Annotated in this window: 22 protein-coding genes and 1 other RNA gene; 22 read left to right on the top strand and 1 reads right to left on the bottom strand. The window is 63.1% G+C overall.

Going from position 1 to position 22,932, the window contains the following annotated elements; all coding sequences use genetic code 11:
• The first annotated feature begins 163 nt into the window (after positions 1-163).
• From NKI39_RS07300 to NKI39_RS07270, 7 genes are all read left to right on the top strand, one after another.
• Positions 164-370 (top strand): hypothetical protein, encoded by a 207-nt coding sequence (locus tag NKI39_RS07300; protein WP_023676780.1) that lies wholly within the window; start codon positions 164-166, stop codon positions 368-370.
• 186 nt (positions 371-556) lie between these two features.
• On the top strand, positions 557-1,276 hold the full coding sequence (locus tag NKI39_RS07295) for a TerB family tellurite resistance protein (protein WP_352471547.1): 720 nt from the start codon (positions 557-559) through the stop codon (positions 1,274-1,276).
• Positions 1,273-2,040: an N-acetylmuramoyl-L-alanine amidase gene (locus NKI39_RS07290; protein ID WP_352471548.1), complete on the top strand. Its 768-nt coding sequence runs from the start codon at positions 1,273-1,275 to the stop codon at positions 2,038-2,040. The genes NKI39_RS07295 and NKI39_RS07290 overlap by 4 nt, the downstream gene beginning before the upstream one ends.
• 184 nt (positions 2,041-2,224) lie before the next feature.
• Complete coding sequence (locus NKI39_RS07285) at positions 2,225-2,974, top strand: lytic transglycosylase domain-containing protein (RefSeq protein WP_352471549.1); 750 nt, start codon at positions 2,225-2,227, stop codon at positions 2,972-2,974.
• A 59-nt stretch (positions 2,975-3,033) separates the two neighbouring features.
• An RNA gene (rnpB, locus tag NKI39_RS07280) (RNase P RNA component class A) lies at positions 3,034-3,432 on the top strand.
• A gap of 153 nt (positions 3,433-3,585) precedes the next feature.
• The gene (locus NKI39_RS07275; protein ID WP_352831214.1) at positions 3,586-3,861 is read left to right on the top strand and encodes a type II toxin-antitoxin system ParD family antitoxin; all 276 of its coding nucleotides are present in this window, start codon (positions 3,586-3,588) and stop codon (positions 3,859-3,861) included.
• A complete protein-coding gene (locus tag NKI39_RS07270; protein WP_352831213.1) occupies positions 3,858-4,160 on the top strand; it encodes a type II toxin-antitoxin system RelE/ParE family toxin in 303 nt (100 codons plus the stop codon). The genes NKI39_RS07275 and NKI39_RS07270 overlap by 4 nt, the downstream gene beginning before the upstream one ends.
• An 8-nt stretch (positions 4,161-4,168) precedes the next feature.
• Here NKI39_RS07270 and NKI39_RS07265 read toward each other — a convergent pair whose 3' ends face one another.
• Positions 4,169-5,284, bottom strand: a complete 1,116-nt coding sequence (locus NKI39_RS07265; protein ID WP_352831211.1) for a cystathionine gamma-lyase — start codon at positions 5,282-5,284, stop codon at positions 4,169-4,171.
• A gap of 404 nt (positions 5,285-5,688) precedes the next feature.
• On the opposite strand from NKI39_RS07265, the gene mraZ reads away from it, so the two are divergent.
• The 15 genes from mraZ (at position 5,689) to ftsA (ending at position 22,873) form a co-directional block, all read left to right on the top strand.
• Entirely contained in the window at positions 5,689-6,147 is a 459-nt protein-coding gene (gene mraZ / locus NKI39_RS07260; protein ID WP_352456172.1) for a division/cell wall cluster transcriptional repressor MraZ, read from the top strand.
• Complete coding sequence (gene rsmH, locus NKI39_RS07255; protein ID WP_352831210.1) at positions 6,144-7,175, top strand: 16S rRNA (cytosine(1402)-N(4))-methyltransferase RsmH; 1,032 nt, start codon at positions 6,144-6,146, stop codon at positions 7,173-7,175. The genes mraZ and rsmH overlap by 4 nt, the downstream gene beginning before the upstream one ends.
• A gap of 4 nt (positions 7,176-7,179) precedes the next feature.
• Positions 7,180-7,557: a cell division protein FtsL gene (gene ftsL / locus NKI39_RS07250; protein ID WP_352501064.1), complete on the top strand. Its 378-nt coding sequence runs from the start codon at positions 7,180-7,182 to the stop codon at positions 7,555-7,557.
• Positions 7,558-7,571: 14 nt separating this feature from the next.
• Complete coding sequence (locus NKI39_RS07245) at positions 7,572-9,299, top strand: peptidoglycan D,D-transpeptidase FtsI family protein (protein WP_352471555.1); 1,728 nt, start codon at positions 7,572-7,574, stop codon at positions 9,297-9,299.
• Positions 9,300-9,353: 54 nt separating this feature from the next.
• Complete coding sequence (locus tag NKI39_RS07240; RefSeq protein ID WP_352614293.1) at positions 9,354-10,808, top strand: UDP-N-acetylmuramoyl-L-alanyl-D-glutamate--2,6-diaminopimelate ligase; 1,455 nt, start codon at positions 9,354-9,356, stop codon at positions 10,806-10,808.
• Complete coding sequence (locus NKI39_RS07235) at positions 10,805-12,238, top strand: UDP-N-acetylmuramoylalanyl-D-glutamyl-2,6-diaminopimelate--D-alanyl-D-alanine ligase (RefSeq protein WP_352471557.1); 1,434 nt, start codon at positions 10,805-10,807, stop codon at positions 12,236-12,238. The genes NKI39_RS07240 and NKI39_RS07235 overlap by 4 nt, the downstream gene beginning before the upstream one ends.
• 24 nt (positions 12,239-12,262) lie before the next feature.
• On the top strand, positions 12,263-13,345 hold the full coding sequence (mraY, locus tag NKI39_RS07230; protein ID WP_023676767.1) for a phospho-N-acetylmuramoyl-pentapeptide-transferase: 1,083 nt from the start codon (positions 12,263-12,265) through the stop codon (positions 13,343-13,345).
• Positions 13,346-13,353: 8 nt separating this feature from the next.
• Positions 13,354-14,754: a UDP-N-acetylmuramoyl-L-alanine--D-glutamate ligase gene (gene murD / locus NKI39_RS07225; protein ID WP_352831208.1), complete on the top strand. Its 1,401-nt coding sequence runs from the start codon at positions 13,354-13,356 to the stop codon at positions 14,752-14,754.
• Positions 14,754-15,905 carry a putative lipid II flippase FtsW gene (gene ftsW / locus NKI39_RS07220; protein ID WP_352456168.1) on the top strand — a complete coding sequence of 384 codons (1,152 nt, stop codon included), beginning with the start codon at positions 14,754-14,756 and terminating at the stop codon, positions 15,903-15,905. Before murD ends, ftsW begins: the two co-directional genes overlap by 1 nt.
• Position 15,906: 1 nt before the next feature.
• A complete protein-coding gene (gene murG / locus NKI39_RS07215; RefSeq protein WP_352453155.1) occupies positions 15,907-17,034 on the top strand; it encodes an undecaprenyldiphospho-muramoylpentapeptide beta-N-acetylglucosaminyltransferase in 1,128 nt (375 codons plus the stop codon).
• Complete coding sequence (murC, locus tag NKI39_RS07210; protein ID WP_352471560.1) at positions 17,031-18,437, top strand: UDP-N-acetylmuramate--L-alanine ligase; 1,407 nt, start codon at positions 17,031-17,033, stop codon at positions 18,435-18,437. The genes murG and murC overlap by 4 nt, the downstream gene beginning before the upstream one ends.
• Positions 18,434-19,399: a UDP-N-acetylmuramate dehydrogenase gene (murB, locus tag NKI39_RS07205; protein ID WP_352471562.1), complete on the top strand. Its 966-nt coding sequence runs from the start codon at positions 18,434-18,436 to the stop codon at positions 19,397-19,399. The genes murC and murB overlap by 4 nt, the downstream gene beginning before the upstream one ends.
• 314 nt (positions 19,400-19,713) lie before the next feature.
• Positions 19,714-20,640: a D-alanine--D-alanine ligase gene (locus NKI39_RS07200; protein ID WP_352471563.1), complete on the top strand. Its 927-nt coding sequence runs from the start codon at positions 19,714-19,716 to the stop codon at positions 20,638-20,640.
• Complete coding sequence (locus NKI39_RS07195; RefSeq protein WP_352501059.1) at positions 20,628-21,569, top strand: cell division protein FtsQ/DivIB; 942 nt, start codon at positions 20,628-20,630, stop codon at positions 21,567-21,569. The genes NKI39_RS07200 and NKI39_RS07195 overlap by 13 nt, the downstream gene beginning before the upstream one ends.
• Positions 21,566-22,873, top strand: coding sequence for a cell division protein FtsA (ftsA, locus tag NKI39_RS07190; protein ID WP_352471565.1), 1,308 nt, complete (start codon positions 21,566-21,568; stop codon positions 22,871-22,873). Before NKI39_RS07195 ends, ftsA begins: the two co-directional genes overlap by 4 nt.
• Positions 22,874-22,932: the final 59 nt, after the last annotated feature.

Raw genomic sequence — 22,932 nt, 5'->3', positions numbered from 1 at the left:
TTTCCCTGTTCGATCTGTTAGCTCGCGAGGCCCTGACCGGCAATCGTCAAGTGATTGGAATATGTTACAGGCAGAAATGCAACGTTACGAAACTCATGCGCAGCTTACGCATTGTGTCCTCGACCGCCGCCGGTAACGGAGGCGTGATTAGAGGAGAGATATCATGAAGAAACTCATTCTTGCGTCGGTGTCGGCGCTTGCGTTGCTTGGCCTTGCCGCCTGCAGCAACAGCGGCACCGACAACACCACGACGCAGAGCACCAACCCGCCGGCATCCGACCAGACGATGAAGCCGGCTGCTCCTGACGCCAACAAGCCTGCCGAGCCGGCTCCGGCACCTGCGCCTGCGCCGGCTGCTCCGGCTCAGTAGTCAATGTGACAGCCAAGGAAAGGCTGGCCTCACAGGCCGGCCTTTCTGCTGCTTACGATACCAGCGCCTGGCGGCCGAGTGCGACGACGTGAGCGCTGGCGCCAGCCGCCTCAGGCATTGCGCCAAATCGATTGGGCCAGCCCCTGCGGCTTGATAGCGATGGGTGGTTGGTCCTATGAAGCCCCCATGTCGATTTGGGACCGCCTTGGCGACTTCGTCACACGCGTTTCATCTTCAGCGTCGTCAGGCGTCGCCGAAGTGGTCGAGGCCGTGCGCACGGTTTTCTCCGGCGATGCCGATCTGCGCCGGCGCGTCGCCTTCTCGGTGGCGATGATCGCCCTGTCGGCCAAGATGGCCAAGGCAGACGGCATCGTCACGCAAGACGAGGTGCGCGCCTTCCAGGAAATATTCGAGGTGCCGAAGGAACAGAGGCGCAATGTGGCGCGGCTCTACGATTTGGCCAAACGCGACATTGCCGGTTTCGAGACCTATGCCGAGCGGATGGCGCAGCTTTGCGGTTCGGGCCATTCGAACTGCCTGATGCTCGAGGATATACTCGACGGGCTGTTCCACATCGCCAAGGCCGACGGGCTGGTGCATGAGCGCGAGGGCGAATTCCTGCATCGCATCGCCGAGATATTCCGCATCGATGAGGCGCATTACCAGAGCATCCTGGCCCGGCATGTCGATCTGGGTGCCGCCGATCCCTATGTTGTGCTCGGCATCGAGCGCGGGAAGCCGTTCGAGGAGGTCCGCAGGCGCTACCGCAAGCTGGTCTCCGACAATCATCCGGACCGGCTGATCGCACGCGGCCTGCCGCAGGAATTCATCAAGATCGCGACGACCAGGCTGGCGGCGATCAACGCGGCCTATGAAATGATCGAGCGAGGCCTGCGGCACGCATGAGCGGCTTTCCGCCCGATGAGCCGAGCGCCGAGGTCAGGGTATCGCCGAATTTCGGACCACGGCGCGGGACGCTCGGACCCGATATGATCGTGCTGCACTACACCGGCATGGCTACCGGCGCCGGTGCCGAGGCATGGTTGTGCGATCCGGCAAGCGAGGTCTCGTCGCACTACCTGGTCCATGAGGACGGCCGCATTGTTCAGATGGTAAGGGAAAGCGACCGCGCCTGGCATGCCGGCAAGAGCTCGTGGTTCGGACAGAGCGACATCAACTCCTGTTCGATCGGCATCGAGATCGTCAATCCGGGGCATACGCTCGGCTATCGCAACTTTGCAAAACCGCAGATCGGTGCGGTGATCGGCCTGTGCGCCGGCATCATCGAGCGCCATTCCATTCCGGCGCAGCGGGTGCTTGCCCATTCCGACGTGGCACCGGGGCGCAAGGTCGATCCAGGCGAGAAATTTCCATGGAAGGCCTTGTTTGCCGTCGGTATCGGCCATGTTGTGCCGGCAGCACCGATCCGGCGCGGCGCCGTGCTGAAGCCAGGCGATACCGGCGCCGAGGTAGAGGCGCTGCAGTCGATGCTGGCGCTCTATGGTTATGGCGTCGAGATCACCGGCGCCTTCGATCGGCAGACCGAAATCGTGGTAGAGGCATTTCAGCGGCATTTCCGGCAGCGCCTGGTCGATGGCATGGCTGATGGATCGACGATCCGCACGCTGGAAAGGCTGCTCGCTTCCGTAAGGATAGCCTCTCTCAAATAATCTTTTGCCAGCTTAAAAATTACAATCTGTTACTCAAAGTGACTTGCGTCGCCTTCTTTGGCGCCAATTCCGTCGTCAAAGGCGATCCGTACAGATTGTCGGACGTCTATCCCCCAAATGTTCCGATGTTGATTGAGGGTATCTGCGCGAAGTTCTTTGTGCAGATCAAACAGAACAGGATCACATGCAGAAATTGACCGTTTTAACGGCAGCCATTGCTGCCGGCGTAATGACTTTTGCCTTCAGTGCGGCAAACAGCGCACCGCTGAGCCAGCGGGCCGATCAGGGCTTCAGTGCCGCAGCCGGCAAAACCGCCGTGCCGAAAGCCACCCGTGGTGCAAAAGTAGAGAAGACCGCCACCGCAAAAGTGGAACAAGCAACCGCGGTAAGGACGAAAAAGCCGGCCCCTGCGAAAAAGCCAACCGCTGCAAGAAAGACAATCTCAAAACACTATGTGAAGCGTAACCGCAAAAGCATCGACCACATGGCAACGGCGTCAGTCGCTCCGAAGAGCAGGCCAGCGCCTCAGGCGGTGGTAGTCGGCGCCAGCGGACAGTATTCGGCGATCATTGCGCGTTATGCCGCCAGCTATGGCGTCCCGGTGTCGCTCGCCAACGCCGTCATCAAGATCGAAAGCAACTACCAACCGAACCAGGTCGGCAGCGCCGGCGAGATCGGCCTGATGCAGATCAAGCCGGCGACGGCGCGGATGATGGGCTATAGCGGTTCGGTTCAGGGCCTCTATGATCCAGATACCAACATCAAATACGGCATGAAGTACCTCGCCATGGCGCGGGATCTCGGCGGCGGCACGACCTGCGGCACGATCCTGAAATACAATGCCGGCCATGCCGCCACACGGATGAACCCGGTGTCCGCAGCCTATTGCGGCAAGGTCAAGGTCCAACTGGCTGCACTTGGAGCGCCCGCCTGACAAGCGACAACTTGCTTTTTCGTTTGCGTTTTCGGGCCTGAACCCCTTTATACGCCTTGCCAGCTGGCCGGGCGGCCGCACCCGCGAAGCCGAAAGGCTGCGGGTGAGGAAAGTCCGGGCTCCATGGAGACACGGTGCCGGTTAATGGCCGGCGGGGGCGACCCCAGGGAAAGTGCCACAGAAAGCAAACCGCCACGATCCAATCGTGGCAAGGGTGAAAGGGTGGGGTAAGAGCCCACCGCGCGACTGGCAACAGGAGCGGCACGGTAAACCCCACCGGGAGCAAGACCGAATAGGGGCGGTGCGAGGGGAAACCCTCGAGGGCTGTTTCCGGCTCACCGTCCGGGTAGGTTGCGTGAGGCGTATGGCAACATGCGCCCAAGATGAATGGCCGCCACGTTCTCGCCGTGTAAGCGGCGAGGGCCATACAGAACCCGGCTTACAGGCCAGCTGGCAGTTTTCCCCGATAAAAGGAAATCTCCTGATATCAGCAGGTTGCGTCTTCGGGCGCAGCCGTTGGTTCAGTTTTCGACCCGCAATTAAGCGCGGCATTCCTTGAAAATGGTGCGATTAAATCGTACCATTTGGATGACGGTATTCAGGAGCGCGTCATGGGACAGGTCGATAAACGCAGCATCACGCTGTCGCCGGAATTGGCGGCGGTGGTCGACGACGTGGTCGCCGCCGGCGAATATGCCTCGGCGAGCGAGGTGATCCGCGACGCGCTGCGGCAATGGAAGGACCGGCGCGACCTGCTCGGCTACACGGTCGAGGAATTGCGCAAGCTGGTGCAGGAAGGGATCGACAGCGGGCCGGGACGGTTTGCGTCGATCGACGAAATAAAGGCCGAAGCGCGGAGACGATTGAAACCCGACAGCGCGGCATGAATTTGCTGCCCATCATCCGAACCGCAAATGCGGAAGAGGATTTGATCGCGATCTGGCTTCATGTTGCGCAAGACAACGAGGCTGCAGCCGATCGATTGCTCGATCGGATCGAAGCCCGCTGGCAGCAAGTGGCCACTTATCCCTTCTCAGGTGCCCCGCGCGAAGACATCGCAACCGGAATCCGTCACCTGATCGTCGGCGAATACCTCACCTTGTATCGTGTCCGCGAAGAGGCGATCGAAATCATTCGCGTGCTGCACGGCCGGCGCAAGATCGACGCCGACGATCTAAGTTCGTGATTGCCGATTCAGCCACCGATTGCGTCCAGCGACGCCTCGATCGCCTGCCAAAGCTCTTCCACCGGCTCGCAGCCGATCGACAGGCGAACGAAGCCGGGGGGAACGGCATCTCCCCTTTTTGATCGCCGTTCGGCCGAAGTGTGTACGCCGCCGAACGAAGTCGCTGCCTGCATCAAGGCGCAGTTGTTGATGAAATCCTCGGCCTTGTCCTCCGAGGCGAGCACGAAGGAGATGAGAAAACCGAAGCGCTCCATCTGGGCGCGGGCAAGATTGTGCGATGGATCGCTCTCCAGTCCCGGAAAGCGCAAGCCGCTGATCGCGCGATGGTTTTTCAGTCGTCGCGCTATCATTTCGGCGGAAGCGCACATGCGGTCGAAGCGCACGTCCAGCGTTTCGAGGCCGCGATGCACCAGCCATGCCTCGAACGGCCCGGGGATGGCGCCCGACGTCTCGCGCCAGTCGGTCACCCTCGAGATAATGTCCGCGTCGCGGCTGGCGACATGGCCGAACAGCACATCGGAATGGCCGTTTGGTGCCTTGGTGTCGGCGGCAATGACGATGTCTGCGCCGAGATCGAGCGGGCGCTGGCCGAAAGGCGTCATCGTCGTGTTGTCGACCACAAGCCCCGCACCCGCTTTGTGCACGGCTTCGGCGACGGCTGCGATGTCGCATATATCCAGTCCCGGGTTGGCGGGCGTTTCGACGAAGGCAAGCCGGTATCCGTCGAAGCCGCCGTCGAGGAAGCTCGACGTCGGCCGGACATCATAAGCGACGCCGAAGGACTTCAGGAAGCGCTCTGCCAGCGCTCTCGTCGTGTGATAGCCGTCGGACGGCAGCAGGATACGGTCGCCGGCTTTGAGCAGGCCTAAAAATACTGCCGAGATGGCAGCCATCCCCGAGGGAAAGGCGACGCATGGGGCGTCTTCCAGATGCGCCAGCATGTGCTCGACCGCATCCCAGGTTGGATTGCTGAAGCGGCCATATTGATCGAAGCCGGTGGCGTCGCCGGGCGCATGAAAGATGGCGGCCATCGTCAGGGGCAAGGGGATCGGGTCGCCCTTGGCCAGCCCGCCGCGGCGCAGATGGGGAAGTGCCGCGGCGCGTGACTTGGCTGTTTCGGACATGGTTTCAACCTCGTTACTGACCGGAAAAGGGATGCCGAGGCTATGCGCGGCAGCGATCCGCAGCAAGTCGGCTCCGGTTGGGCCACACGGCTCTAAACGCTTCGTTAGGCTTAATAGAGGATAAAGACGGGAGTGCCGTCAAAGCTGCTCTCCCCAGTCGTGGCAGGCGCGTTTTGAAAACTGTTCCCGTTGACGCCCATAACACCCCATGATATCCCATTCCGATACTCGAGCCTTCGTTCCGTGTCAGGGTGAAGCGTACGCCAATCGGGCAGCCGCGGCGGCTGCGCGTTTGCCTGCGTTCGCCCGTCACAACGAAGCGGGTTTTGGACGTCGACCGGGCCGGGGCGGCGCGGACAGGAAGATGCAGAGGGGTGCGGCGGCGCAAGCGGCCGTAACGCGTAATGGACCGGTTTCTGTCGAACGCGGTGAACAGGATCGATGCGAAGGGACGGGTGTCCGTGCCGGCGCATTTCCGTGCCGTTGTGCAGAAACGCGGCTATTCGGAACTTTATGCGCTACGCTGCCTGGATCGCCCGGCGATGGATGTCGGTGGGCTCGACCTGCTCGATCGCTACGAGCAGCGCATCGCCCAGGAAGACCCGTTCCTGCAGACGGCGGACGACATGTCGTTCTTCTGCCATGGCGATGGAACGTTTCTGAAGCTCGACCAGGACGGCCGTATCACGATGAGCGATTTCATTCGCGAGCATACCGGCATTTCAGCGGAAGTGGCCTTCGTTGGCCGCGGCAATTTCTTTCAGATCTGGGAGCCGGGACGGCTCAGCGCCTATGGGACGGAAGCACGCGCCCGGCTTTTGCAGCTTCGGCAGGGGACGAAGCCCGAGGAGCGGCCGGAATGATGGCGGGCGACGGCGATGAAGTTCATGCCGTTGGCGGACCAGCCCGTCACATTCCGGTCCTCCTTGCCGAAGTTCTGGAGGCGCTGGCGCCGACAAAAGGCGAGGTGATCGTCGACGGCACGTTCGGTGCCGGCGGCTACACGAAGGCCATTCTGGCAAGCGGAGCCTCGGTCGTCGCCATCGACCGCGATCCGGATGCGATCGCGGCGGGGCGGGCCCTTGAACAGCAGTCCGGCGGCAAGCTCAGGCTTGTCCAGGCACCGTTCTCGACGCTCGACGAACAGGTTGAAAGTGCCGATGGCGTCGTGCTCGACATCGGCATCTCCTCCATGCAGATCGACCAGCCGGAGCGCGGCTTTTCGTTCCGGGCCGATGGGCCGCTCGACATGCGCATGGCGCAGGCGGGCCTGAGCGCCGCCGACGTCGTGAACACCTTCAAGGTGGGCGATCTTGCCCGCATCTTCGGTTTTCTCGGCGAGGAACGCCATGCCGGGCGCATCGCCCGCATGATCGAGAGCCGTCGCGAAAAACGCCCCTTCCAGCGCACGCTCGATCTTGCCGATGCCATCGAGACGCATATCGGTCGCGCGCCAAAGGACAAGATCCATCCGGCCACCCGCGTTTTCCAGGCGCTGCGCATCTTCGTCAATGACGAACTCGGTGAACTGGCCAAGGCACTGTTTGCCGCAGAGCGCGTGCTGAAACCGGGCGGGCGGCTTGTCGTGGTGACCTTCCATTCCCTGGAGGACCGCATCGTCAAGCGCTTCATCGCCGACAGAGCCGATTCAGCGACCGGATCGCGGCACCTGCCCGAGGCGCAGGCGCGCACCGCCACCTTCACCAAGAAGGGCGGCGGCGTAACGCCTGGCGATGCCGAGATAACGGCAAATCCGCGGGCGCGCTCGGCAAGGCTGCGCGCTGCGATCCGTGCAGAGGCGCCGGCGCGCGCCGGCGATTTTTCGATTTTCGGCCTGCCAAAACTGCCTGGCCCAAAGCTTCCCGGCGCCGATCGACCGGGAGAGAGGTGAGCACGTGTTTCGTACCAGCGACATAGTCCTGATCGCCGTGATGGTTTCGGCGGCCGCCCTGACCTACAAGACCAAGCGCGAGGCCGAGGAGCAACTGGCGGCAGTGCACAAGATCCAGGCGCAGATCCGTTATGAGGAGGACACGATCGACCTGCTCAAGGCGGACTGGAGCCTGCTTACCCAGCCGTCGCGCCTGCAGAAGCTCACCGAAATCTACAAATCGCAACTCGGACTCGAGCCGGTCAATGCGCGGCAGATCGTCGGGCTGGACGATCTGCCGGCGAAACCCGTCAATATCGAGGACCTTTCATCGCAGCGGCTGGGCGGCATGGCCGATATCGGCGGCAAGGATCCCGTGGTGACCGGAGGCGTCGTCCAATGATCACCGGATTTCCAATGGCTGCCAGATTTCCAAAGATTGGCAGGCTGCTGAAGCGCGGTTCGAAGCCCGGTGCAGGCGGATCAATCGTGGTCGAAGGTGCCCGCAAGGCGACCGGTGGCAAGGGCAGGACCCGCATCGTCATGACGATGGCAGTGTTCTTCGGCATCTATTCGACCATTGCCGGGCGGCTGGTCTATCTGGGTTTCCAGAATCCCGACCTGTCGGGCGGCCCGCAGAGCCGGGTGACGGCATCGCGACCCGACATCGTCGACCGTAACGGCGAAGTGCTGGCGACCGACATCAAGACCGCGTCGCTGTTTGCCGAACCGCGCCGCATCGTCGATGCCGACGAGGCGATCGAAAAGCTGTCGACGGTGCTTCCCGAGATCGACTACGAGCAGACATACAACAAGCTGAAGAGCGGCGCCGGGTTCGTCTGGCTGCAGCGGCAACTGACGCCGAAGCAGCAGGCCGACATCATGCAACTCGGCATCCCCGGATTCGGCTTTCGCACCGAAAAGCGCCGGTTCTATCCGGCCGGCGAAACCTCGTCCTACATTGTCGGCCTCACCAACATCGACAATCAGGGCATCTCCGGCATGGAGAAATACATCGACGAACAAGGCTTGAGCGACCTTCAGGCGTCGGGTCTGGCGGTGGCCAAGGATTTGAAGCCGGTGCAGCTCTCGATCGACCTGCGCGTCCAGCATATCGTGCGCGATGAGGTCGCCACCGGTATGGAAAAGTACCACGCGATCGCGGCGGGCGCCGTCGTGCTCAACGTCAAGACCGGCGAGGTGCTGGCGATGGCGTCGGTTCCGGATTTCGATCCGAACAACCCCTATAACGCGCAGGACAAGGACAGGCTCAACCGTATGTCGGCCGGCCTCTATGAAATGGGGTCGACCTTCAAGAGCTTCACCACCGCTATGGCGCTCGATTCCGGCAAGATAACGCTGCAAAGCCGCTTCGACGCGTCGCGCCCGATCAGGATCGGCCATCAAACCATCCATGATTTCCATGGCAAGGGCCGGGTACTGTCGGTGCCGGAAGTGTTCATCTACTCCTCCAATATCGGCTCTGCCAAGGAAGCCGAAGCGGTTGGCATCGACGGACACCGCGAATTCCTGCATCGCCTGGGAATCCTCGAGAAGATGCAGACCGAACTGCCGGAAGTGGCTCGGCCGACCGAGCCCAAGGTCTGGAAGCAGGTCAATTCGATCACCATCGCCTTCGGCCACGGTGTGTCGACGACGCCGCTGCAGACAGCGGTCGGCTGCGCCGCGCTGATGAATGGCGGCTATCTGATGGACCCGACCTTCCTGCCGCGCACGCAGGAGCAGGCGATGGCGGTGGCCAAGAAAGTGGTCAGCGACAAGACGGTCGAGGGCATGCGCTATCTCTATGCCCTCAATGCCGAAAAGGGATCCGGCCGCAATGCACGGGTGCCAGGATACCGGGTGGGCGGCAAGACGGGAACGGCGGAGAAGGTTGTCAACGGCCGTTACTCGAAGGAAAAGAATTTCAATGCCTTCGTTGCGGCTTTTCCGATGGACGATCCGCAATACATAGTGCTTACGATCGCCGACGAACCGAAGCCGGAAAAGCCCGGCATGGGTGGTACGGCCGCCTCGAACGCGGGCATCATGGCTGCAAACATCATCCGACGTGCGGCTTCCATGCTTGGCGTGAAGCCAGATTTCAGCCATGAAAATGGTGCAACGCTGGTTTCCTATCAGTGATTCTTGGGGCGCGCCGGCAACTGCGCGCTATTTTGTTGCGATGAACGGGGTTCGATGAAGCTGAAAAATCTAGCCGGTATCCTGCCTGTCGAGGGGACAGCTTCCTTCGACATGGAGGTTACAGGGATTTCGTCGGATTCCCGCCAGGTAACACGGGGCGTCGTCTTTTTCGCGCTCACCGGCTCCAAGGCGGATGGCGCAGCCTACGCAGCCGATGCCGCAAGCCGCGGCGCTGCAGCGATCGTGGTCGGCAAAGGCAGTGCGGTCGCCGGGCTGCCAGTCCCGGTTCTTGTCGTAGACGATCCGCGCCTTGCACTGGCGCTGAGTGCTGCACGTTTTTTCGGCATGCAACCGCAAACCATGGTCGCGGTGACCGGAACCAGCGGCAAGACCTCGGTCGCCGCATTCACCCGGCAGATATGGGAGCAGGCGGGTTTTGCCGCCGCCTCGATCGGCACGACCGGCGTGGTGGCGCCGGGCCGCAACGAATATGGCTCGCTGACCACGCCGGATCCGGTGGCACTGCACAGGCTGCTCAAGGAGCTGGCGGAGGCCGGCGTCACCCACGCCTCGATGGAAGCGTCCAGCCATGGCCTCGACCAGCGCCGGCTCGACGGCGTCAAGCTCGCGGCCGGTGGCTTCACCAATCTCGGCCGCGACCATATGGACTATCATCCGACGGTCGAGGAGTATCATCGCGCCAAATTGCGTCTGTTCGACGCGCTGCTGCCGAAGGGCGCGCCGGCGGTCATCTTTGCCGACGACCCGTGGTCGGAGCCGACGATCAAGGCGGCGCGGGCAGCGGGACTGAACGTGCTGACGGTCGGCCGCCACGGCGATTTCCTGCGGCTGAAGCGGGTCGAGCACGAGCGCCACCGCCAGCGCGCCGAGGTCGAAGCGGACGGCGTTCTCCACGAAGTCGACTTGCCGCTGGCCGGCGACTTCCAGATTGCAAATGCGCTGGTGTCGGCCGGACTCGCCATTTCGACTGGAACATCTGTTGCCAAAGCGTTGATGGCGCTGGAGAAATTGAAGGGCGCGCCGGGACGGCTCGACCTTGTCGGGACGGCCGCCAACGGCGCGCCGGTCTATGTCGACTACGCGCACAAGCCGGATGCGCTGGAAAACGTGCTGGCTTCGGTGCGCCCCTTTACCACCGGCCGCGTCATCGTCGTATTCGGTTGCGGCGGCGACCGGGACCGAGGCAAGCGGCCGATCATGGGCGAGATCGCCACAAGACTGGCCGACGTGGTCATCGTCACCGACGACAATCCCCGCTCGGAAGTACCCGAGACGATCCGCGCCGCGATCCTGGAAGCCGCACCTGGCGCCATCGAGATCGGCGACCGGCGCAAGGCCATCCACGAGGCGGTCGGGATGCTTCACGCTGGCGACACGCTGATCGTGGCCGGCAAGGGCCATGAGGAAGGCCAGACCATCGGCACCGAGACGCTGCATTTTTCCGATCATGAGGAAGTTCGCTCGGCGCTGCGGGAGCAAGCGGCGTGAGCTATCTGTGGACCTCCGAGGCGCTGGTTGCCGCCATGGATGGCCGGCCGCTCGGTCCGATGCCTGAAGCCATCGCCGGCATTTCCATCGACAGCCGCAGCCTGCAGCCGGGAGACGCTTTCTTCGCCATCAAGGGCGAGGCCATGGACGGCCATGATTTCGTCACCGCCGCTATCAAGGCGGGCGCCGGCGTGCTGGTCGTCGCCGAGGGCAAGCTGCCGTCGCTGGGGCGGCTGACGGCACCGATGATCGTCGTGGAGGACGTGCTTGTCGCTCTGGAAAAGCTCGGCGTTGCGGCGCGCGCACGCTCAAAGGCCAGGGTCATTGCCGTGACCGGATCGGCGGGCAAGACCACCACCAAGGAAGCGCTACGCCACGCTCTCTCCGCGGTCGGTACGGTGCATGCATCGGCCCAGTCGTTCAACAATCACTGGGGCGTGCCGCTGACGCTGGCGCGCATGCCGCAGGATTGCGACTATGCCGTCTTCGAGATCGGCATGAACCATCCCGACGAGATCCGGCCGCTGGTCAAGATGGTCCGGCCGCATGTCGCCATCGTCACGTTGATCGCGGCCGCTCACCTCGGCTTCTTCCGCAACCTGGACGAGATCGCCAAGGCCAAGGCAGAGGTTTTCGAGGGATTGGAGCCCGGTGGCGCCGCCCTTCTCAACCGCGACGATGCGCGCTGGAAGCTGCTGGAGAAGATGGCCAAAGAGGCCGGCGTCGAGCATGTCTACGGGTTCGGCGAGAATGCCCGGGCGACCTTCAAACTGATCAAATGCGAGCTCAATGCCGATCACTCGGTCATCACCGCCAAGATTGGCGGGCACGAGATTGTCGCCAGGATCGGCGCGCCGGGCCGCCATATGGTGCAGAACGTGCTCGCGGTGCTTGGTGCCGCGCATCTGGTCGGTGCCGACGTTAACAGGGTTGCGCAGGCGCTGGCCGATCTTTCGCCCGAACGCGGACGCGGCAAGCGCTATGTGTTGCGTCACCCCAACGGGCCGATCACACTGATCGACGAGAGCTACAACGCCAATCCGGCGTCGATGAGCGCTGCAATGGCACTGCTCAACACGACGCCGGTGTCGGGCGAGGGCAGGCGCATTGCCGTGCTCGGCGATATGCTCGAGCTCGGCAGCCATTCGGCGAAATTGCATGCCGCGCTTGCCGGTCTGATCGTCGGCACCGACACGCGCACGGTCTTTCTCGGCGGCCCGGAAATGCGGGCGCTGGCCGACGTTTTGCCCGACGAGATCAAGACGGAATACCGCGCCGGTGCGGAAGATCTGAAACCGGTTCTTCTATCGGAATTGAAGCCCGGCGACGTGGTCATGATCAAATCGTCGAAGGGCATAGGCTTTTCAAAGCTGGTCGAGGCGTTGCTCGGCAAGTTTCCGGCGGAAGCCACAACCAGCAGACAGACCTAGGATCGGTCCGGGGGACGCAAGCGCATGCTAACACTGCTCGTCGAATTTGCGGACAAGATCTCGGTCTTCAACGTCTTCCGCTACATAACATTCCGCACCGGCGGAGCGCTGATCACAGCGGCGCTGATCGTGTTCATCTTCGGACCGACCATCATCAATTCGCTGCGGCTGCGGCAAGGCAAGGGCCAGCCGATCCGTGCCGACGGGCCGCAGACGCATTTCAAGAAGGCGGGAACGCCGACAATGGGCGGACTGATGATCCTGTCCGGCATCGTCGGTTCGTCGCTGCTGTGGGCGAACCTGTCGAGCATCTACGTCTGGGTGGTCCTGCTGGTGACGCTGGGATTCGGCTCGATCGGCTTTTACGACGATTATCTCAAAGTAACCAAGCAATCGCATCTCGGCTTTTCCGGCAAGGCGCGGCTGGGGCTCGAATTCGTTATCGCCGGCATCGCCGCCTGGGTGATCATGCATAACGGCCAGGCGCCGTTCTCGTCATCGCTGACATTCCCTTTCGCCAAGGAGTTTCTCGTCAATCTCGGCTGGTTCTTCATCCCGTTCTCGTGCTTCGTCATCGTCGGCGCCGGCAATGCGGTGAACCTGACCGACGGTCTCGACGGGCTGGCGATCGTGCCGATCATGATCGCGGCCGCATCCTTCGGCGTCATCGCCTATCTCTCTGGCAACGCGGTGTTCGCCGAATATCTGCAGATCCATTTCGTGCCCGGCACCGGCGAACTTGCGGTGGTCCTTGGAGCGGTGATCGGCGCCGGTCTCGGCTTCCTCTGGTTCAATGCGCCGCCGGCGGCGATCTTCATGGGCGACACCGGCTCGCTGGCGCTGGGTGGGCTGATCGGCACGGTCGCGGTGGCGACCAAGCACGAGATCGTGCTGGTCATCGTCGGCGGTCTGTTCGTCGTCGAGATATTCTCGGTCATCATCCAGGTCGGCTACTTCAAGATGACCGGCAAGCGCGTCTTCCTGATGGCGCCGATCCACCATCATTTCGAAAAGCTCGGCTGGACCGAAAGCCAGGTGGTGATCCGCTTCTGGATCATCGCCGTCATCCTGGCGCTGGTCGGCCTGTCGACCCTGAAGCTCAGATAGGAGGCCGCTTGATCCCCGCCGCATCCTTTTCAGGCAAGCGCGTTTCGCTCTTCGGGCTCGGTGGCTCGGGGATTGCCACGGCGCGCGCGCTGATCGAGGGCGGCGCGGATGTGCTGGCCTGGGACGACAATCCCGACAGCGTCGCCAAGGCCGGCGCGGTCGGCATCACGACAGCGGACCTGCGCGGTGCGGACTGGGCGAGGTTTTCCGCCTTCGTGCTGTCGCCCGGCGTGCCGCTGACGCATCCCAAGCCACACTGGACCGTCGAGTTGGCGCGGGGCTCAGGCGTGGAGATCATCGGCGACATCGAGCTTTTCTGCCGCGAGCGGATGCTGCTGGCACCGGCAGCACCTTTCATTGCCATTACCGGCACCAACGGCAAGTCGACGACCACGGCACTGACGGCGCACATCCTAAAATCGGCTGGGCGCGACACGCAGATGGGCGGGAATATCGGCCGCGCAGTGATGACGCTCGATCCGCCGCAGCCTGAACGGCATTATGTGGTTGAGTGCTCTTCCTACCAGATCGATCTTGCCCCTTCGATCAACCCGACGGCCGGTGTGCTGCTCAACCTGACGCCGGACCATCTCGACCGCCATGGCACGATGCAACACTACGCCTCGATCAAGGAGCGGCTGGTGGCCGGCAGCGAGACGGCAATCATCGGTGTCGACGATTCCTGGTGCGCCCAGATCGCCGATCGGCTGGAGCGGGCCGGCCGGCAGGTCATCCGCATCTCCAAGCGGCTGCCGCTGACCGACGGCTATTTCGCTGACGGCACCAACTTAATGGAAGCCGTGCACGGCCGCTACAGCCGTGTCGCCTTCCTCGAAGGCATCGGCTCGTTGCGCGGCCAGCACAATGCGCAGAACGCGCTGGCCGCCGCCGCCGCCTGCCTCACGGTCGGGCTCGAGCTCGGCGAGATCCAATCCGGACTGGAGAGTTTCCCTGGGCTGGCGCACCGCATGGAGCAGGTCGGCCGCAAAGGGCATGTGCTGTTCGTCAACGATTCCAAGGCGACCAATGCCGATGCCGCTGCACCGGCGCTGTCGAGCTTTGCGCGTATCTACTGGATTGCCGGCGGCCTGCCGAAAGAGGGCGGCATCGAGCCATTACGCGGCTTCTTCCCGCGCATCGCCAAGGCCTATCTGATCGGCGAAGCCGCACCGGCCTTTTCGGCGACGCTGGGCGAAGCGGTGCGCTACGAGATATCAGGCACGTTGGCGGCGGCAGTCGAACACGCCGCCCGCGATGCGGCCAGGGATAGTAGCGGCGAGGCAGTGGTGCTGCTGTCGCCGGCATGCGCCAGTTTCGACCAGTTCAAGAATTTCGAAGTCCGCGGCGAGGCGTTCAGGCAAGCCGCAACCGCCATTGATGGCGTGAAGCCCATCGGAGGGACACGATAATGCAAAGCCGTCTCGACAAAAGCCCTGTGGCGACCTGGTGGTGGACGATCGATCGGTGGTTCCTGGCGGCGTTCCTGTCGCTGATGGGGCTCGGCATCGTTTTGTCTTTCGCCGCAAGCCCGGCGGTGGCCGAGCGCATCGGGCTAGACAGTTTCCACTTCGCGACGCGCCAGATTATCTTCACCATTCCGGCACTTGGGGTGATGCTGGCCGTCTCGTTCCTTGAATCCAGGCAGATCCGGCGCATGGCGCTGGTCATGCTGTGCATCATGCTGTTTTTGATGGTGGCCGTGCTCTATATCGGCGTCGAGGTGAAGGGCGCGCGGCGTTGGGTGTCGCTTGCCGGCCTCTCGATCCAGCCGTCCGAGTTCCTGAAACCGGCCTTCGTCATCATCTGCGCCTGGCTGTTCGCCGAGCACAAGCGCCAGCCGGACATTCCGGGCAATTTGTTCGCCATGTTGCTGCTTGCGCTGGTCATCTCGCTGCTGGTGGCGCAGCCTGACCTTGGGCAGACCATGCTGGTGCTCGGCACCTGGGGGGTGATGTTCTTCATGGCCGGGTTGCCGTGGCTGTGGATCGTCGCGCTGGGTGCTGCCGGCGTCGGCGGCGTGTTCGCTGCCTATGCGGTGTTCCCGCACGTTGCCGGCCGCATCGACCGCTTCATGACCGGCGAGGGCGACACGTTCCAGGTCGACATGGGCCGCGAGGCGCTGATCAATGGCGGCTGGTTCGGCGTCGGGCCGGGCGAGGGTACTGTCAAGCGGGTCATCCCCGACAGCCACGCCGACTTCGTCTTCTCCGTCGCCGGCGAGGAATTCGGGCTGATCATGTGTTTCTTCATCATGTCCATCTTCGGTTTCATCGTGCTGCGCGGTCTCAACACGGCGCTCAGGGAGCAGGACGATTTCACCCGCTACGCGGTTGGCGGCCTGGTCACGGTCTTCGGCCTGCAGTCGGTCATCAACATGGCCGTCAATCTGCAGCTGATGCCGGCCAAGGGCATGACGCTGCCGTTCATCTCCTACGGCGGCTCCTCGCAGATCGCGATCGCCATCTCGATGGGCATGGTGCTGGCGCTGACGCGCAAGCGCCCGGAAAAGCGCAAGCAGCTGGGCTTCATGCCGTCGCCGCGTGCGATGCCGGCGGAGTGAGATGGCGAAGGGGGTCATCCTTCTGGCGGCAGGCGGAACCGGCGGACATCTGTTCCCGGCCGAGGCGCTGGCGCACGAACTGACCGGGCGCGGCTGGGCGGTGCACCTGGCGACGGACGAACGCGCCGAGCGCTTTGCCGGGCAGTTCCCGGCGGCCGCCATCCATCCGATCCAGTCGGCGACGATGGGGTCGAAAAATCCTTTTGCCGTGCTCGCCGCATTTTGGAAAATCTGGCGCGGGGTGCGGCAGGCATCGGCCGTCATCGCCAGCGTCAAGCCCGCCATCGTGGTCGGCTTCGGCGGCTATCCGACGCTGCCGCCGCTCTATGCCGCGACCCGGCGCAAGGTGCCGACGCTGATCCACGAGCAGAACGCTGTGATGGGCCGTGCCAACCGGGCGCTCGCCGGCCGCGTCGACGCTATTGCCGGTGGTTTCCTACCGGAAGACACAAGTGCTACAGGCGTCAAGACGGTGACCACCGGCAATCCGGTCAGGCCGCAAGTGCTGGAAGCGGCGAAGACGCCTTATGCCGCATCGGCCGGTGAAGAGCCGTTCCGATTTCTGGTGTTTGGCGGCAGCCAAGGCGCGCAGTTCTTTTCCGATGCGGTGCCGGCGGCGATCGCCCGGCTTTCCGATGCACAGCGCAGGCGGCTGGCGATCACCCAGCAGGCGCGCGCCGACGATGTGGCGCGGGTGAAAGCGGCCTATGCCACGCTTGACATCGAGGCCGAGGTGTCGCCCTTCTTCACCGACATGGCGGCGCGGCTGGCGGCGGCGCATCTGGTGATGTCGCGCTCCGGCGCATCGACCGTATCGGAAATCGCGGTGATCGGCCGGCCGGCGCTGCTGGTGCCTTATCCGCACGCGCTCGACCACGACCAGGCGGCGAATGCGGCGGCCCTTGCGGCAGCGGGCGGCGCCGAGGTGCATCCGCAATCCACGCTTTCGGCGGAGCGGATCGCCGTGCTTGTCGGCGGGCTGATGGATGATCCAGGCAAGGCGGCGACAATGGCCGCGGCGGCGAAATCGTCCGGAAAACCGGATGCCGCGCGGTTGCTCGCCGATCTGACAGAGGCTATTGCGTCCAGGAAATCCGTTTCGGAATTCAGGAAGGAGACGCACGCATGAAGATGCCACAGACGATCGGCCTCGTGCATTTCATCGGCATTGGCGGCATCGGCATGAGCGGCATCGCCGAGGTGCTGCACAATCTCGGCTACAAGGTGCAGGGATCCGATCAGGCCGACAGCGCCAATGTGCAGCGGCTGCGCGACAAAGGCATCGAATGCTTCGTCGGCCATCAGGCCGAAAACCTCGGCGAGGCCGAAGTGGTCGTCGTCTCCACCGCAATCAAGAAATCCAATCCGGAGCTGAAGGCGGCGAGAGAGAAGTTGCTGCCGATCGTGCGGCGCGCCGAAATGCTGGCCGAACTGATGCGCTTCCGGCAAGCGGTGGCGATCGGCGGCACGCATGGCAAGACGACGACGACTTCGATGGTGGCGACGCTACTCGAAGCCGGCGGGCTCGACCCGACGGTAATCAATGGCGGCATCATCAATGCCTATGGCACCAATGCCCGCATGGGAGACGGCGAATGGATGGTGGTCGAGGCCGACGAGAGCGACGGCACCTTCCTCAAGCTGCCGGCCGAGATTGCCGTCGTCACCAATATCGACCCCGAGCACCTCGACCATTACGGCTCCTTCGACAAAGTGCGCGAAGCGTTTCGTCAGTTCGTCGAGAATGTGCCGTTCTACGGCTTCGGTGTGATGTGCACCGACCATCCCGAGGTGCAGGCGCTGGTCGGCCGCATCGAGGACCGGCGCGTCATCACCTATGGCGAAAATGCGCAGGCCGACGTGCGCTTCACCAATCACCGCATGGACGGCCCGACCTCGGAATTCGACGTGGTGATCCGCGACCGCAAGACGCACGGCCAGATAACGATATCAGGCCTGCGGCTGCCTATGCCCGGGCGCCACAATGTTTCCAATGCGACGGCGGCGATTGCCGTCGCGCATGAGCTCGGCCTTTCGGCTGAGGCAATCAAGAAGGGCCTGTCGTCCTTCGCCGGCGTCAAGCGCCGTTTCACCCATACCGGTTCGTGGAACGGTGTCGATGTGTTCGACGATTACGGCCATCATCCGGTCGAGATCACGGCGGTACTAAAGGCTGCGCGCAGCGCTACCAAGGGTCGCATCATCGCCGTTACCCAACCGCATCGCTTCACCCGGCTGCGCGATCTGTTCGACGAGTTTTCCGTCTGCTTCAACGATGCCGATACGGTAATGGTGGCGCCCGTCTATGCGGCCGGCGAGGAGCCGATCGACGGCGTTACGTCCGACGCACTGGTGTCGCGCATCCGCTCCGGCGGCCATCGCGACGCACGCTACATCGAAGGTCCGGCGGCGATTGCGCCGATTGTGCGCGAGGTGGCGAAGCCGGGCGATTTCGTCGTCTTCCTCGGCGCCGGCAACATCACGCAATGGGCCTATGCGCTGCCCAGGGAACTCGGCGGGACCATCTCATGATGCGCGGCCAGGCGTTGATCGAGAAGCTCGGCGACCGGCTTGCCGGACTGCGCGGCCGCATCATGCCCAATGCCGAGATGGACAAGATCACCTGGTTTCGAGCCGGCGGGCTGGCGGACGCATTGTTCCAGCCGGCCGACGAGGACGATCTTGCCACGTTCCTGAAGGCGGTGCCGGAGGAAATTCCGCTGACCATCGTCGGCGTCGGCTCGAACCTGCTTGTCCGTGACGGCGGCATTGCGGGCTTTGTCATCCGGCTTTCGGCCAAGGGTTTTGCCGAGACCGAAGTGATTGCGCCGACCACGATCAAGGCGGGCGCCGCGACACCCGACAAGCGCCTTGCGGCCGTTGCCTACGAGGCCGGCATCGGTGGCTTTCATTTCTACCACGGCATTCCCGGCGCCATTGGCGGAGCGCTGAGGATGAACGCCGGCGCCAATGGCGTTGAGACGCGCGAGCGCGTGGTCGAGGTGCGGGCACTCGACCGCAAGGGCAATGTTCATACGCTGAGCAATGCCGATATGGGCTATGCCTATCGCCATTCAGCGGCGCCGTCCGGGCTGATCTTCACGTCGGCGCTGCTCGAAGGCATTCCCGAGGACAAGGCGGCGATCAAGGCCGCGATGGATGCTGTCCAGAACCATCGCGAGACCGTGCAGCCGATCCGCGAAAAGACCGGTGGCTCTACCTTCAAGAATCCTGAGGGCACCTCGGCCTGGAAGGAGATCGACAAGGCCGGCTGCCGCGGCCTGATGGTCGGCGGGGCGCAGATGTCGCCGATGCATTGCAACTTCATGATCAACACCGGAACCGCCACGGGCTACGAGCTTGAATATCTCGGTGAGACGGTGCGTGCGCGCGTGCTCGAAAGATCAGGCATCCGGCTGCAGTGGGAGATCAAGCGCATCGGTAATTTTCGGCCGGGCCATGCCGTCCAGGAATTTCTCGGACAGTTGCTTTAGGCAAGCTGACCGCCGTTGCCTTTTGGACTCATGAATTCACATTTTGCTGCCGTTTTTGCGGAAAGTGAATCCATCGGAATCGTAAGCACTTGCCAGCGAATCAACTCTCTGATTCTCTGCCCTGAAGCGTTTCCTGATTTGAGTCGTTTCGACGCGTTACTCGCGTTTCCGTCTGGGGGGCAACCTGCCGGGAGACTCGGACTCAATGTTGCGGAAACACGGGAGCGAAGTTGCTCGGGCGCATTTGAGTGCGCGCGATGCTTTTCGGGGCATGCACGATGGTGCAGGCCTGCTGTGAGAGGAAATGACGGGGAATGACAAGCAAGCATGTGGCCGTCCTTCTGGGGGGATTCTCGTCCGAGCGGCCCGTGTCCCTGTCGTCGGGTAAGGCCTGCGCCGATGCGCTCGAGGGAGAGGGCTACCAGGTCACCCGCGTCGACGTCTCGCGCGATATCGGCTCGGTGCTCAGCGCGCTCAAGCCCGACGTCGTCTTCAACGCACTGCACGGCCCCTTCGGCGAGGACGGCACCATCCAGGGCATCCTCGAGTACCTCGCCATTCCGTACACCCATTCCGGCGTGCTTGCCTCGGCGCTCGCGATGAACAAGGAACAGGCCAAGAAGGTCGCCAAGGCGGGAGGCATTCCGGTGGCGGAATCGAAGGTGGCCAATCGCTTCGCCATCCAGAACAAGCACCCGATGAAGCCGCCCTATGTCGTCAAGCCGGTCAACGAAGGGTCGAGCTTCGGTGTCGTCATCGTCCATGAAGGCCAGTCGCATCCGCCGCAGATCATCGGCTCGTCCGAGTGGAGATATGGCGATACGGTGATGGTCGAGCGTTATGTGCACGGGCGGGAATTGACCTGCGCGGTGATGGGCGATGTGGCGCTCGGTGTCTGCGAGATCATCCCGACCGGCCATTCCTTCTACGACTATGATTCAAAATACGTCGCGGGCGGATCAAAACACGAATGCCCGGCAAAACTTTCACCGAATATTTACCAAAAAATACAGACACTGACGCTCAAGGCTCACCAAGCTATCGGCTGTCGGGGCGTTTCCCGGTCGGACTTCCGTTATGACGATCGTCACTCCGAAAACGGCGAAATTGTCTGGCTCGAGGTCAACACCCAGCCGGGCATGACGCCGACGTCTTTGGTGCCGGAAATCGCCGCGCAAGCGGGACACTCGTTCGGCGATTTGTTGAGTTGGATGGTGGAGGACGCTTCGTGTCTGCGTTGAAGTGGGGACAGGGCAAAGGGAAGGGCGCGGCCGGGCCGGCGCTGTTCGGCATGCCGTTGTCGTTCGACCATTTCGTGCTGCCGCGCCTGCTCCGCCGGCCGGTGCGTGTGCTGGCGCGCCTCGGCGAAGGCGACTTCGAAGCGCCGCCCTATTGCGCTGCCATGCTGTCGGCGGCACTGCTTGTTTCGAGCAGTGCCTATGGCGCCTATCTCGGCGGATATTCCGACGCCATCGTCCAGAGTGTCACCGCCCGCACCGGCTTTGCCGTCGACCAGGTCAAGGTCGTCGGCAACCGCGAAACGTCCGAGATCGATATTCTCGACAGGCTGGAACTCGACGGCTGGACCTCGCTGATCGGCTTCGATGCCGAAGCGGCGCGCGAACGCATCACCACGCTACCCTGGGTCGAAGCCGCGGCAGTGCGCAAGGTCTACCCGCATACGCTGGAAGTGCGCGTCGAGGAGCGCGAGCCGTTCGCGTTGTGGCAGCAAGGCAGCGCGCTTTCGGTCATCGAGAAATCCGGCACCGTCATTGCGCCGTTCTCCGGCGGCAAGCAGATATTGCTCCCGCTGATCATCGGCACCGGCGCGCCGGCCACAGCGCCGGATTTCCTGGCCAAGATCAAGAATTATCCGGAGCTCGCCGCGCGGATCAAGGGCTACATCCGCATCGGCGAACGGCGCTGGGATCTCAAGCTTGAAAACGGCATCACGATCAAGCTTCCCGAAGACGGTGAGGATCAGGCGATTGCCGACCTGGTCAGGATGGATCACGAGAACGGGCTTTTGACGCGCGACATCGCCGCCGTCGACATGCGCCTTTCCGATCGTCTGGTCGTCCAGTTGACGCCGGAAGCGGCGACACAGCGCCAAGCCGCGCTCGACGAAAAGCCCAAGATGCTGAAGCCCAAGCCGGAGACGAAGATATGAGCTGGCTTGGCGGCAATAGCGATGCCTCGTCGCGCCGGTCCGGCATCCTGACGGTGCTGGATGTCGGGTCCAGCAAGGTCTGCTGCGTGGTGGCCAAACTCAAGCCGCGCGAGGATGGCAAGCTGCTGCGCGGACGCTCGCATCGCGTCCAGGTGATCGGCATCGGCCACCAGAAATCGCAAGGCGTGAAATCCGGCGTCGTCATCGATCTCGACCGTGCCGAGCACGCCATCCGTCTTGCCGTCGACGCCGCCGAACGCATGGCGGGACTGACGGTCGATTCGCTGATCGTCAACATGACTGCCGGCCGGCTGAAGAGCGAGGCTTTTTCGGCCACCATCAATCTCGGCGGCCATGAGGCCGACGAGGCCGACATCAAGCGCGTGCTTGCCGCCGGCGCCAAGCAGGCGTTGCGGGCCGAGCGCGAGGTGATCCATTCGCTTCCCGTAGCCTTTTCGCTGGATGCCGAGCGCGGTGTGCGCGATCCGCGCGGCATGGTTGGCGACCAGCTTGGCGTCGACATGCACGTGCTGACAGGCGACGCAGCGCCCTTGCGCAATCTGGAGCTCTGCATCAACCGCTCGCATCTGTCGGTTGAACGCATGGTGGCGACGCCCTATGCCAGCGGGCTTGCTGCGCTGGTCGACGACGAGCTCGAAATGGGCGCAGCCTGCATCGACATGGGCGGCGGCACGACGACGATCTCGGTGTTTTCGGAAGGCAAGTTCGTCCATGGCGATGCCATCGCGATCGGCGGCAACCACGTCACGCTGGATATGGCCAAGGGCCTGTCGACCTCGCTCGATGCCGCCGAAAGGCTGAAAGTGATGCATGGCTCGGCGCTGCCTGGCAGTGCCGACGACCGCGACCTGGTTTCCATCCATCCGATCGGCGAGGACGGCGAGGTGCCGTTGCAGATACCGCGCTCGGTGATGACGCGCATCATCCGCGCCCGCATCGACGAGACGCTGGAATTGTTGCGCGACCGGCTGAACAAATCCGGCTACGGCAACGCCGTCGGCAAGCGTGTGGTGCTGACCGGCGGTGCCAGCCAGCTTGCCGGCCTGCCAGAAGCAGCACGCCGCATTCTCGGCCGCAATGTGCGCATCGGACGCCCGCTTGGCGTGGCAGGCTTGCCCGAGGCGGCCAAGGGGCCGGCTTTCTCGACCCCGGTCGGACTTCTGATCTATCCACAGATGGCGAGCTTCGAGAGCCGGCCGGCGAAGGGAATTTCCGGTCTTCGGATGACCGGAACAGGCGGAAAACTGCATCGAATGAGTCAGTGGTTGAGAGACAGTTTTTAATTTTGACGGGGACAGCCCCATAGGCGGCCGCGGCGGCGAAGCGGCGGGAAAGGCAAAGG

This window comes from Mesorhizobium sp. M0664 (assembly GCF_040320565.1).
Lineage (GTDB): Bacteria > Pseudomonadota > Alphaproteobacteria > Rhizobiales > Rhizobiaceae > Mesorhizobium.
Note: the sequence above shows the minus strand (reverse complement) of the source record. Positions and strands in the feature narration are given on the sequence as shown.

Bases quoted from the DNA above. Each gene is read 5' to 3' on its own strand.
- rsmH (WP_352831210.1), top strand. From the start codon at position 6,144: ATGATGGCGGGCGACGGCGATGAAGTTCATGCCGTTGGCGGACCAGCC.
- NKI39_RS07240 (WP_352614293.1), top strand. From the start codon at position 9,354: ATGAAGCTGAAAAATCTAGCCGGTATCCTGCCTGTCGAGGGGACAGCT.
- NKI39_RS07290 (WP_352471548.1), top strand. From the start codon at position 1,273: ATGAGCGGCTTTCCGCCCGATGAGCCGAGCGCCGAGGTCAGGGTATCG.
- NKI39_RS07270 (WP_352831213.1), top strand. From the start codon at position 3,858: ATGAATTTGCTGCCCATCATCCGAACCGCAAATGCGGAAGAGGATTTG.
- NKI39_RS07285 (WP_352471549.1), top strand. From the start codon at position 2,225: ATGCAGAAATTGACCGTTTTAACGGCAGCCATTGCTGCCGGCGTAATG.
- mraY (WP_023676767.1), top strand. From the start codon at position 12,263: ATGCTAACACTGCTCGTCGAATTTGCGGACAAGATCTCGGTCTTCAAC.
- murG (WP_352453155.1), top strand. From the start codon at position 15,907: ATGGCGAAGGGGGTCATCCTTCTGGCGGCAGGCGGAACCGGCGGACAT.
- ftsA (WP_352471565.1), top strand. From the start codon at position 21,566: ATGAGCTGGCTTGGCGGCAATAGCGATGCCTCGTCGCGCCGGTCCGGC.
- NKI39_RS07275 (WP_352831214.1), top strand. From the start codon at position 3,586: ATGGGACAGGTCGATAAACGCAGCATCACGCTGTCGCCGGAATTGGCG.
- NKI39_RS07300 (WP_023676780.1), top strand. From the start codon at position 164: ATGAAGAAACTCATTCTTGCGTCGGTGTCGGCGCTTGCGTTGCTTGGC.
- NKI39_RS07265 (WP_352831211.1), bottom strand. From the start codon at position 5,284: ATGTCCGAAACAGCCAAGTCACGCGCCGCGGCACTTCCCCATCTGCGC.
- mraZ (WP_352456172.1), top strand. From the start codon at position 5,689: ATGGACCGGTTTCTGTCGAACGCGGTGAACAGGATCGATGCGAAGGGA.
- NKI39_RS07245 (WP_352471555.1), top strand. From the start codon at position 7,572: ATGGCTGCCAGATTTCCAAAGATTGGCAGGCTGCTGAAGCGCGGTTCG.
- NKI39_RS07200 (WP_352471563.1), top strand. From the start codon at position 19,714: ATGACAAGCAAGCATGTGGCCGTCCTTCTGGGGGGATTCTCGTCCGAG.
- murC (WP_352471560.1), top strand. From the start codon at position 17,031: ATGAAGATGCCACAGACGATCGGCCTCGTGCATTTCATCGGCATTGGC.
- NKI39_RS07295 (WP_352471547.1), top strand. From the start codon at position 557: ATGTCGATTTGGGACCGCCTTGGCGACTTCGTCACACGCGTTTCATCT.
- ftsW (WP_352456168.1), top strand. From the start codon at position 14,754: ATGCAAAGCCGTCTCGACAAAAGCCCTGTGGCGACCTGGTGGTGGACG.
- murB (WP_352471562.1), top strand. From the start codon at position 18,434: ATGATGCGCGGCCAGGCGTTGATCGAGAAGCTCGGCGACCGGCTTGCC.